The 11,225-nt window shown below is 71.6% G+C and carries 10 protein-coding genes; 7 read left to right on the top strand and 3 right to left on the bottom strand.

All coding sequences use genetic code 11. The annotated features are described in order from the left end of the window. Positions 1–64 precede the first annotated feature (64 nt). Entirely contained in the window at positions 65–1,102 is a 1,038-nt protein-coding gene (locus tag ACFV2J_RS40655; RefSeq protein ID WP_385091198.1) for a glycosyltransferase family 2 protein, read from the bottom strand. A gap of 276 nt (positions 1,103–1,378) precedes the next feature. Between ACFV2J_RS40655 and ACFV2J_RS40650 the strand changes: the two genes are divergently transcribed. Next, the gene (locus ACFV2J_RS40650) at positions 1,379–2,749 is read left to right on the top strand and encodes an LCP family protein (protein WP_385091201.1); all 1,371 of its coding nucleotides are present in this window, start codon (positions 1,379–1,381) and stop codon (positions 2,747–2,749) included. Between the two features lie 87 nt (positions 2,750–2,836). On the opposite strand, the gene ACFV2J_RS40645 is transcribed toward ACFV2J_RS40650, so the two are convergent. Then, complete coding sequence (locus tag ACFV2J_RS40645) at positions 2,837–4,141, bottom strand: LCP family protein (protein WP_385091204.1); 1,305 nt, start codon at positions 4,139–4,141, stop codon at positions 2,837–2,839. A 120-nt stretch (positions 4,142–4,261) separates the two neighbouring features. Here ACFV2J_RS40645 and ACFV2J_RS40640 point away from each other — a divergent pair, with 120 nt between their 5' ends. Continuing rightward, a complete protein-coding gene (locus ACFV2J_RS40640; RefSeq protein ID WP_385091206.1) occupies positions 4,262–4,810 on the top strand; it encodes an acyl-CoA thioesterase in 549 nt (182 codons plus the stop codon). Between the two features lie 83 nt (positions 4,811–4,893). Then, positions 4,894–5,532: an HAD family hydrolase gene (locus ACFV2J_RS40635; RefSeq protein WP_385091209.1), complete on the top strand. Its 639-nt coding sequence runs from the start codon at positions 4,894–4,896 to the stop codon at positions 5,530–5,532. A 122-nt stretch (positions 5,533–5,654) separates the two neighbouring features. On the opposite strand, the gene ACFV2J_RS40630 is transcribed toward ACFV2J_RS40635, so the two are convergent. Continuing rightward, positions 5,655–6,812, bottom strand: a complete 1,158-nt coding sequence (locus tag ACFV2J_RS40630; protein WP_266699566.1) for an acyl-CoA dehydrogenase — start codon at positions 6,810–6,812, stop codon at positions 5,655–5,657. A 176-nt stretch (positions 6,813–6,988) separates the two neighbouring features. Between ACFV2J_RS40630 and ACFV2J_RS40625 the strand changes: the two genes are divergently transcribed. The 4 genes from ACFV2J_RS40625 (at position 6,989) to ACFV2J_RS40610 (ending at position 11,113) form a co-directional block, all read left to right on the top strand. Continuing rightward, the gene (locus ACFV2J_RS40625; protein ID WP_385091212.1) at positions 6,989–8,332 is read left to right on the top strand and encodes a UDP-glucose dehydrogenase family protein; all 1,344 of its coding nucleotides are present in this window, start codon (positions 6,989–6,991) and stop codon (positions 8,330–8,332) included. Positions 8,333–8,510: 178 nt separating this feature from the next. Continuing rightward, a complete protein-coding gene (locus tag ACFV2J_RS40620; protein WP_385091215.1) occupies positions 8,511–9,803 on the top strand; it encodes an AI-2E family transporter in 1,293 nt (430 codons plus the stop codon). Positions 9,804–9,903: 100 nt separating this feature from the next. Then, on the top strand, positions 9,904–10,461 hold the full coding sequence (locus ACFV2J_RS40615; protein ID WP_385091218.1) for a hypothetical protein: 558 nt from the start codon (positions 9,904–9,906) through the stop codon (positions 10,459–10,461). A gap of 55 nt (positions 10,462–10,516) precedes the next feature. Then, positions 10,517–11,113, top strand: coding sequence for a hypothetical protein (locus tag ACFV2J_RS40610; protein WP_385443508.1), 597 nt, complete (start codon positions 10,517–10,519; stop codon positions 11,111–11,113). Positions 11,114–11,225: the final 112 nt, after the last annotated feature.

Raw genomic sequence — 11,225 nt, 5'->3', positions numbered from 1 at the left:
CCCCACCCGGGGGTCCGCCCGCGCGCGCAGGGGGGCGGACCCTCTGTTCGTTCCGTGTCCGCGGTCAGCCCGTCGGCGCGTCCGCCCGTACGGCGGGACGCCGTGAGGCGATCACCTTGCGGGCCAGCGCTCGCGGGCTGGTCAGGAAGCCGAAGCCCCAGGACATGTGCATGGTGGCGAGGGCCACGGGGATCTGGAGGCGGGCCCTGGCCGGCAGTCCCTTGCCCGCGGGCAGCGAACCCGCGGTTATCGCCGCGAGGTAGCCGCCGGGGATCAGGAAGCCCCAGGGCGTCAGGGCCACGCCCGCCACGACGCCCGCCGCGATCGCGCACACCGCGACCGGCGGGGCGAGGTAGCGCAGGTTGATGGAGCCCTCGTGGTAGCGGGCGACGACGTGGCGCCAGCGCCCGTAGTCCTTGTACTGCTTGGCGAGGGCCCTGACGGAGGGCCTCGGCCGGTACGACACCTTCAGCTCGGGCGAGAACCAGATGAGGCCGCCCGCCTCGCGGATCCGGAAGTTCAGCTCCCAGTCCTGGGCGCGGACGAACTCCTCGTTGTAGCCGCCCTGCCGCTCCAGCGCCTCGCGCCGGAAGACACCGAGGTACACGGTCTCGGCCGGTCCGGCCTCCCCGCCCGTGTGGAAGGCCGCGTTGCCGACGCCGATCTTCGAGGTCATCGCGGCGGCGACGGCGTGCTCCCAGTCGTTCTCGCCCTCGGCGTGCATGATGCCGCCGACGTTCTGCGCGCCGGTCTCCTCCAGGAGGCGGACGGCGGTGGCGATGTAGTTCGGGGAGAGCATGCCGTGCCCGTCGACGCGGACGACGACGGGGTGCCGGGACGCCTTGATCGCCGCGTTGAGCGCGGCGGGGGTGCGGCCGGTGGGGTTCGGCACGGTGTGGACGCGCGGGTCCTCGGCCACGAGCCGGGCGGCGATCTCGTCCGTACGGTCCGTGGACGGGCCGATGGCGATCACCACCTCCATCTCGCCGTCGTACTCCTGCGCCAGGATCGCTTGGACGGCTCCGCGCAGGTGCCGCTCCTCGTTGAGGACGGGCATGATCACGGATACGGCGGGGGGCTGCACGCCAGACTTCTCGCTCATCGGACGTCACGTTACCGCGAACGGGGGACACGGGCGCGCGCCGCCCTGCCTACGGGCCGGGCAGCAGATCGTATCTGCCTACCGTGCTCACGCATCCCCACGCCCAGCCTCGCGGAGGTGTCCCCCTTGCCCACGTCGCCCCGCTCCGTCGCCCCTCCCCACGCTCCCGACCCCGCCCGCCCGCGGCGGCCCCCTCTCCAGGGCCGCCCGCAGCCGTCCCGTACCCGGCGGCCTCCGGCGCGGCCCCCCGTACGGAGGAAGAAGCCGCGCTGGGCCATGCGGGTCGTCACCACGCTGTCGGTGGTGGTCCTCGCCTCGGCGGGCATCGGGCACGCGGTGGTCACCAGCCTCGACGAGGACATCGCCCGGGTCGACCCTTTCAAGGACATGAAGAACCGTCCGGCGGCGGGCCACGGCATGAACGTCCTGCTGGTCGGCACCGACGGCCGCGACAGGATCACGGAGAAGGAGCGGCGCAAGTACCGCCTCGGCGGCTCCCCCTGCCACTGCACCGACACGATCATGATCGTGCACATCGCGGCGGACAAGGAGCGCGCCAGCGTCGTCAGCCTGCCGCGCGACTCCTACGCCGAGACGCCCGCGCACACCGACCAGACCACCGGCGCGCAGCACGCCCCGCACCCGATCAAGCTCAACGCGGCGTACGCGGAGGGCGGACCGCAGCTGACCGTGCGCACCGTCGAGAACATGACCCACCTGAAGATCGACCACTACCTGGAGGTCGACTTCACCAGCTTCATGAAGACCGTGGACGTGCTCGGCGGCGTCGACATCTGCACCGCGCGGCCCCTGAAGGACTCGTACACGGGACTCGACCTGGCGGCCGGCCCGCACAAGCTGAACGGCGGGCAGGCGCTTCAGTACGTGCGTTCCCGGCACGTCGACGGCGCCTCCGACCTCGGCAGGATGCAGCGCCAGCAGCGTTTCCTGGCGGCGCTGATCGGCCGCGCCACCTCCTCCGGGGTGCTGCTGAACCCGCTGAGGTTCCGTGACGTCACCCGGGCCGTGCTCGGTTCGGTCCGCGCGGACCGGGGCTTCGGCACCGACGAGCTGCTGGACCTCGGCCGGGCGATGCGCAACTTCTCCCCCTCCTCCTCCGAGTTCACGACCGTGCCGATCGGGCAGATGGGCTTCGCCGTCAAGGGCATCGGCTCGACGCTGAAGTGGGACGAGCCGAAGGCCGCCCACCTCTTCCGGTCGCTGCGCGACGACGTGCCGCTCGCCTCGCCGCGCCCCGCGGTGCGCAACACGGTCGCGCGCGTCGAGGTGGCCCCGCAGCAGATCCATGTCCAGGTGGAGAACGCGACGGCCACCGAGGGCCTGGGCAAGCGGGTGGACGGCGCGCTCGCCGCCACCGGGTTCCGTACGACCGGGCAGCCCGCCACCGCGCAGGAGTCGGGCCTGAAGCACACCGTCATCGCGTACGACCCGCGCTGGGACCGTTCCGCGCGGTCCCTGGCGGCGGCGCTGCCCGGCAGCGAGCTGCGCGCGGTCGACGGACAGGGGCCGGTGCTGAAGGTGCTCGCGGGAGCGGACTTCAAGGAGGTCAGACGGGTACGGGTGGACGCTCCGTCCCCGGCCGAGACGTCGCCCGTGGTCACCGGCGACGAGGTGCTGTGTCGCTGAGCGGGCGGACGTGACCGGGCCGGCATGCGACAGGGCCCCGCCGATGTGTTCGGCGGGGCCCTGTCGCGCGTGCGGGGGGTCGGGTCCTCAGTTGCCCGAGACCGTCACCTTGTCGTCGTTCTTCAGCTCGCCGACCAGCGTCTTGACCTTGGCCTTGTCCCAGACGAGGTTGCCGCCCGTGGAGCCGGAGATCGGCATGTTCATGGACTTGCCGTCACCGCCGGTGACGCCCTTCATCGCCCAGAACATGTCCGCGAGGTCCCACAGGCTCATGTCCTTGTCGACGGTCAGCGAGTCGAGGCCCGCGCCCATCGTCGGGTAGAGCGTGAAGGGGTTCAGGACCGTGGACGGGGTCGCGACCTGGTGGGCCAGGGCGGCCAGGAACTTCTGCTGGTTCTTGGTGCGCTCCAGGTCCGAGGCGGCGAAGGCGTGCCGGGTACGGACGAAGGCGAGGGCCTGCTCGCCGTTCAGCGTCTGCTTGCCCGCCTTGAAGTCGGCGCCGGAGTACTTGTCCTTGAAGCCCTTGTCGAGGGTCATGTCGACGCCGCCGACCGCGTCCACGATCTTCGCGAAGCCGCCGAAGCCGATCTCCACGTAGTGGTCGATGCGCAGACCGGTGTTGAACTCGACGGTCCGCACGAGGAGCTCGGGGCCGTCCTCCGCGTACGCCGCGTTCAGCTTCACGTGCCGGCCCGTGCCCTGGTACGTCTTGCCGGAGTCGGAGCCCTTGTAGCTCGGTATCTCGACATTCGAGTCACGGGGCAGCGAGAGCAGCGTGGAGCCGTTGTCGCCGGTGTGCAGGATCATCATGGAGTCCGTGCGCTTGCCCTCGGCGGACCCGGTGTGCAGCTTCTTCTTGTCCTCGGCGGACATACCGGCGCGGCTGTCGGAGCCGACGATCAGGTAGTTCGTGCCCTTGCCCGCTTCGGGCCGGTCGATGACCTTCGACAGGTCCACGTCACGGTGGAGCTTGGAGTCCGCCCAGAAGTACGTGCCGACGGAGACCACGACGAAGAGCGTGACCAGCGTGATCGCGGTCCACTTGATCCGGCGCCGCCAGTTCGGCGCGGGGCGCTGGTCCCGGGTGCCGGTGCCGCCAGGGCCCTGCGGGCCTCCGGGGCCGTTCGGCGACCCGTAGACCTGGCCGGTGTTGTAGCCGGAGTCGTATCCGTTGTCGTAGCCGTCGCCGTACCCCTGGCCGTCCCCGTAGTTCGGCTGCTGGGGCACTCCGCCGTAGGGCGGGGCGCCGGGGCCCGGACCGGGCGACGCCGGACCACGCCGAACCTGCCGCATGACGCGGGCGCTCTCGGGCTGTGCGCCCGCGCTGCCGCGACCGTAACGGTTGCCGCCGTTGTTGCGGCTGTCGTCCCACCCGTCGGGCCAATCGTTCATGCGGACCAGTGTGCAGGGCCGCACCAGGTGCCTAACAAGAGAGGAGGGAGATCTGGGTCACGCCTGTTGCAGAGCTGATGCAAACCGGACCGTGTGCGCACCCCGCATAGGGTGGAGGGCATGACAGACCAGGCGCCCACTCCGGAATCCGATATTCCGGGAAAGCCGACCTCAGCGTCCCGGACCACCCTCAGCCACATCATGACCCACAACGACACCAACCTCCTGGGCACGGTGCACGGTGGAGTGATCATGAAGCTCGTGGACGACGCGGCGGGCGCGGTGGCCGGGCGGCACTCCGGCGGCCCCGCGGTCACCGCCTCCATGGACGAGATGGCCTTCCTCGAACCCGTGCGCGTGGGCGACCTCGTCCATGTGAAGGCCCAGGTCAACTGGACGGGCCGGACGTCGATGGAGGTGGGCGTCCGCGTGCTCACCGAACGGTGGAACGAGTCCACGCCGCTCCAGCAGGTCGGCTCGGCCTATCTCGTCTTCACCGCGGTCGACGCCGACGGCAAGCCGCGCCGCGTCCCGCCCGTCCTCCCGGAGACCGAGCGGGACGAGCGCCGCTACCAGGAGGCCCAGATCCGCCGCACCCACCGGCTGGCCCGCCGTCGGGCGATCATGGAGCTGCGGGAGAAGCGGATGGCCGAGGGGCTGGACGCGTAGGCCGCGGGCCGCCCGGTGGTGCCACGGAGCGGCGGAGGTGCCCTGGTCGACGGCTTCCCGCGGCCGGATGTCAGGGTTGCGGCATGACCCTCTCCCCCGCCTCCCGTCCCACCTCGGGCGGTCGCCCCTTCGACGCGGTGCTGTGCGACGTCGACAACGTGATCCGCGTCTACGACCCGTCCCGCCTGAACGCGCTGGAGCGCGCCGCCGGGCTGACCGAGGGCACCACCATGAAGCTGGCCTTCGCACCGGACACGGTGCTGCCGCTGGTGGTCGGGCGGATCACACCGGACGAGTGGGCGCGGTCGGCCGTGCGGGGGCTGGCCGGGCTGGTGTCCGAGGCGACGGCCGAGGAGCTGGCCGGGGCGCTCGTACGGACGCCGTTCCGGGCCGACCCGGCGGTGGTGTCGCTGCTGCGCGGGGCCCGCGCCCACGTGCCGCTGGTCCTCGTCACCAACACCTCGGTGCAGCTGGAGGAGGACCTGGAGGTCCTGGGTCTGACGGACCTCGCCGACCACGTCGTCAGCAGCGCGCGGGTGGGCATCGCCAAGCCCGACCGGCGCATCTACGACATCGCCGTCGAACGGGCCGGCGTTCCGGCCGAGCGCTGCCTGTTCGTGGACGACACCCTGGAGAACGTGGAGGCGGCGGCCGCACTCGGGATGCGGGCCGTCCACTACCGCGGCCCCGAGGACCTCCGCCACGCGCTGGGCGGCCTGTGACCACCGGCCGGCAAGGACCCTGAATCCGCCCCACCCCGCCCCGCCCCCGACGACCACAGCCCCCGGCGGTGGGCCGGGGGCTGTGTCGGTCGTGACGGCGGGGGCCGCCGGGGTGGTGACGGCTACGGCAGGTTGCGCGCCATCACGATCCGCTGGACCTGGTTCGTTCCCTCATAGATCTGCGTGATCTTCGCGTCCCGCATCATGCGCTCGACCGGGTAGTCACGGGTGTAGCCGTAGCCGCCGAGCAGCTGGACGGCGTCCGTGGTGACCTCCATGGCGACGTCGGAGGCGAAGCACTTGGCCGCCGCGCCCTGGAAGGTCAGGTCGGCGTCGCCGCGCTCGGACTTGGCGGCCGCCGCGTACGTGAGCTGGCGGGCGGCCTCGATCTTCATGGCCATGTCGGCGAGCATGAACTGGATGCCCTGGAAGTCGGCGATCGGCTTGCCGAACTGCTTGCGCTCGCGGACGTAGCCCTTGGCGTAGTCGAGAGCGCCCTGGGCGATGCCGAGCGCCTGGGCCGCGATCGTGATGCGGGTGTGGTCCAGGGTCTTCATCGCGGTGGCGAAGCCGGTGCCCTCCTCGCCGATCATGCGGTCCGCGGGGATGCGGACGTTGTCGAGGTAGACCTCGCGCGTCGGGCTGCCCTTGATGCCGAGCTTCTTCTCCGGAGCGCCGAAGGAGACGCCCTCGTCCGACTTCTCGACCACGAAGGCCGATATGCCCTTGGAGCGCTTCGTGGGGTCGGTGACGGCCATCACCGTGTAGTACTCGGACTCACCCGCGTTGGTGATCCAGCGCTTCACCCCGTTGAGGACGTAGGAGTCGCCGTCGCGGACCGCCTTCGTCTTCATGCCCGCCGCGTCCGAGCCCGCGTCCGGCTCGGAGAGGCAGTACGAGAACATGCCGTCGCCCGCGGCCAGGGGCGCCAGGTACTTCTGCTTGAGGGCCTCGGAACCGGAGAGGATCACCGGGAGCGAGCCGAGCTTGTTCACGGCCGGGATGAGGGAGGAGCTGGCGCACACCCGCGCCACCTCCTCGATCACGATCACGGTGGCGAGCGCGTCGGCGCCCGCGCCGCCGTACGTCTCCGGCACGTGCACGGCGTGCAGGTCGGAGGAGACCAGGGCGTCCAGGGCCTCCCGCGGGAAACGGGCTTCCTCGTCGACCACGGCCGCGTACGGCGCGATCTTCGCCTCGGACAGCGAGCGGATCGCGTCCCGGAGCATGTCGTGCTCCTCGGACGGGCGGTACAGGTCGAAATCAGCCGATCCGGCCAAGGTCTCTCACGCTCCAAGGACGCTAATTACCGTTAAGTAACCCAAATTTTAGGGGCCCGCCCACGGGAGGGATACGTGAGCTTGGCGACAGCGGGAAACCTGCCCGACGAGGGGCCCCGTCATGCCCCGACTATGCTCGGGCAGCGCACCCACGGCCGTATACCCCAGGAGCACGCATGGCCCTCAAGATCACCGTGATCGGTACCGGCTATCTCGGCGCCACCCACGCCGCGGCCATGGCCGAACTCGGTTTCGAGGTGCTGGGGCTCGATGTCGTCCCCGAGAAGATCGAGATGCTCCAGCGCGGCGAGGTCCCGATGTACGAACCGGGCCTTGAGGAGCTGCTGCGCAAGCACGTGGCGGGCATCGAGGGGTCCACCGGACGCCTGCGCTTCACCATGGACTGGGCCGAGGTCGGTGAGTTCGGCGACGTCCACTTCGTCTGCGTGAACACCCCGCAGAAGCACGGCGAGTACGCGTGCGACATGTCGTACGTCGACGCGGCCTTCGAGTCGCTCGCCCCGCACCTGAAGGGGCCCGCTCTCGTCGTCGGCAAGTCCACGGTGCCCGTGGGCTCCGCGGAACGGCTGGCGCGGACGCTCGCCGAGCTGTCCCCCGCGGGCGAGGACGCCGAGCTCGCCTGGAACCCGGAGTTCCTGCGTGAGGGCTTCGCCGTCCAGGACACCCTGCACCCCGACCGGATCGTGGTGGGCGTGCGCGGCGAGCGGTCCGAGAAACTGCTGCGCGAGGTCTACAGCACGCCGGTCGGCGAGGGCTCGCCCTTCGTGGTGACCGACTTCCCGACCGCCGAGCTGGTGAAGACCTCCGCGAACTCCTTCCTCGCGACCAAGATCTCCTTCATCAACGCCATGGCCGAGGTCTGCGAGGCGGCCGGCGGTGACGTCGCCATGCTGGCCGAGGCGATAGGGCACGACGAGCGGATCGGCAAGAAGTTCCTGCGGGCCGGGATCGGCTTCGGGGGCGGCTGTCTGCCCAAGGACATCCGCGCCTTCATGGCACGCGCCGGTGAGCTGGGCGCCGACCAGGCGCTGACCTTCCTGCGCGAGATCGACTCCATCAACATGCGGCGGCGCGGCCAGATGGTCGAGATGGCCCGGGAGGCGCTCGGCGGCGGTTCGTTCCTCGGCAAGCGGGTCGCCGTGCTCGGCGCGACCTTCAAGCCGGACTCCGACGACGTACGGGACTCGCCGGCGCTGAACGTCGCCGGGCAGATCCACCTCCAGGGCGGCCAGGTCACCGTCTACGACCCCAAGGGCATGGCGAACGCCAAGCGGCTCTTCCCGACGCTCGGGTACGCCGACTCGGCCGCCGGTGCCGTACGCGGCGCCGATGTCGTCCTGCACCTCACCGAGTGGCGCGAGTTCCGTGAGCTGGACCCGGCGGCCCTGGGCGAGGTGGCCACCGCCCGTGTGCTCCTCGACGGGCGCAACGCCCTCGACCCGGAGCTGTGGCGGCGGGCCGGCTGGACGTACCGGGCGATGGGACGGCCCACCGCCTGACCCGCCCGCCCTCCCCGGCTTGCGGCCCCTCCTCGGAGGACCACACGCTGTCCCTGACGCCCCTTGTGTGCGATCTGTCCCGTTGCGGCCCGGTCATGTGATGCCACGGCGTCGACCGCAGGCGCCTCCTCACCGACGCGCCTGTCCGGTCCCGACGACGGAGGGCGGTGACGCACGGGTGACCGACGGATCGCGTCGTTCGCACGGACGGCCGCGCGAGCCCGGCACCGGTCCGGGCACGGCTCCGGGCACAGGTGCGGACGCGGACCGCGGCTCCGGCCGCGACGGGCGGCGGGCGCGGTACGTCGTCCGCGGGAGCCGGCCCGCCGGCGGAATGGGCGCGGTGGTCCGGGCGCGTGCGGCCGGGATCGCGGCGCGCCGCGACAGCGTGACCGCGGACGTGAACAGCGGACTGCGGGTGACCGCCGCGTACGCCTGGCGGCTGCTCGTGCTGGGAGCGGCCGCGTACGTGTGCTTCAAGATCCTGGGACGGCTGCAACTGGTCGCCGTCGCGCTGTTCCTCGCGCTGGTGGTGACCTCGGTGCTGCGTCCGGCGGCCAATCTGCTGGCCCGGTGGCTGCCCCGGGGTCTGGCGACCGCGGTGAGCCTCGTGGGCAGCGTGCTGGTGGTGCTCGGGCTGCTGTCCCTGGTCGGCGGCCTGGTCGCGGGGGAATCGGGGCGGCTGGGCGAGGAGTTCGCCGGGGGCGCCGGACGGATCGAGCGGTGGCTGGAGGGATCTCCCTTCCACGTGGACCACGCGGCGCTGGCGAACCTTCAGGACAAAGCGACCGCGTACCTCTCACAGCACCGTTCCGCACTGCTCAGCAGCGCGCTCAGCGGCGCCGGGCGGGTACTGGAGGTGCTGGCCGGCGGCGTGCTCGCGCTGTTCTGCTCACTGTTCTTCATCCACTCCGGTGAGCGGTTCTGGCACTGGTTCCAGGCGCTGCTGCCCGAGCGCGCGCGGGACCCGTGGGACCGCGCGGGACGGGCGGCCTGGCGGACGTTCGCCGGGTACACCCGGGGCATCATCATCGTGGCCGCCACCAACGCCGTGGTGGTGGGCATCGCGCTGTTCCTGCTGGGCGTACCGCTGGCGCTGCCGCTCACCCTGCTGGAGTTCTTCGCCGCGTTCATCCCGCTGGTGGGCTCCCCCGTCGCGCTCGCCGTGGCCACGGTGGTCGCCCTGGCCTCGCGGGGTCCGGTCATCGCCCTCGTGGTCCTCGCCCTGATCGTGGTCATCGGCCAGCTCGAGGGCCATGTGCTGCACCCGCTGGTGCTCAGCTGGGCGGTCCGGCTGCACCCCGTGGTGGTGGCCCTCTCCGTCATCGCCGGCAGCATCCTGGCCGGGGTGATCGGCGCGGTCGTCGCCGTTCCGATGGTGTCGGTCGCCTGGTCCGTGTTCGGCGCGCTGCGTGCCGCGCCCACCCCGTCCGTACCGGACCCGCACGTCATCGGCAAACCGCCCTCATAGCCGCATCCAGGGCATTCCACGCATCTCGTTTCAATCCCGGGGTTGAGGGGACCCGACTGGTAGAGGCGCACTTCAGGCGCCGGCGAGGAGGCTCTGCCCCATGTCAACAGGAACACTTCTGGCCATCATCATTCCTGTCGTGGTGGTGATCGCCCTGATAGCGGTGGTGGCTTCGCAGCTCATGCGGCGCCGGAAGCTGCGGGAGCGCTTCGGTCCCGAGTACGAGCGAACGGTGGACAGCGCCGACAACCGCTCGGCCGCCGAACGTGACCTCAAGGCCCGCGAGAAGCGGCACGACTCCCTGGACATCAGGCCGCTGGAGAGCGGCGCCAAGGACCGCTACACCCGCGACTGGGCCGGCGTGCAGGAAGACTTCGTGGATCATCCGGAGGGCGCCGTGCACGACGCGGACCGCCTGGTGACCTCGCTGATGAACGAACGCGGCTACCCGACCGAGGACTTCGAGCAGCAGCTCAAGGACCTCTCGGTCGAACACGGCCGCACCCTGGAGCACTATCGGGCCGCCCATGACGTGGACGCGCTCAGCACGCGGCACCAGGCGACGACGGAGCAGCTGCGGGGGGCCATGGTGCACTACCGCGCCCTCTTCGACGAGCTGCTCTCCGACGGCGGCCGTCGCCGTCACGCACGGGCCTGACCGGCCCGGACAGAACGGAGGAGTGATGCACCGCCAGGACACACGAGGCCATGACATGCCGGACACCGCCACCGAGAGCGGCCTGTCCACCGACGATCTCGCCCGGCCCCGCGACCGGGCCACCGAGGACACGTCGGGCCCGCCGCCCGAGGCGCCGACGTTCCCCGGCGAGAGCACGGCCACACCGAGCGACGCCCAGGAGCGTGACGACGACGCCGGGTTCGACGACGCGCGACGCGACGACACCGGACCCGAGGGCGCCGCGGGCGAGGACACCGAACGCGACGCCGGGGTCCCGGACGACCGCGCCGCGGCCACCGACCCGCGGGCGACGAGCTCGCGGGACCGGACCACCGGCGGGGACACCCGGGACGAGGACGACACCCCCCGACTCCTCGGTCCGCAGGACGAGGAGGCGTTCCGCGCACGCTGGCAGGAGGTGCAGAGTCAGTTCGTCGACGACCCGCGCGAGGCCGTGCACACCGCCGACGCACTCGTCGCCGACGTGATGCAGACGCTCGCCGCCACCTTCGCCGATCACAAACAGGAGCTGGAAGGCCAGTGGAACCGGGGCGAGCAGGCGGACACGGAGGACCTGCGCCTGGCGCTGCGCCACTACCGCTCTTTCTTCAACCGGCTCCTGGTCACCTGACCCGGTGCGGTGACACCGTCCGGGGGGGGGGGGGCGGGGGGGGGGGGCGGGGTGGGGTCGGGAACCGCCCCCCCCCCACACCACGGCGCGAGGAGGAGGCGGCGGCGGGAGG

This window comes from Streptomyces sp. NPDC059668, assembly GCF_042734135.1.
Lineage (GTDB): Bacteria > Actinomycetota > Actinomycetes > Streptomycetales > Streptomycetaceae > Streptomyces.
The sequence above is the reverse complement of the archived record's forward strand: the minus strand, read 5'-3'. Positions and strand labels throughout refer to the sequence as shown.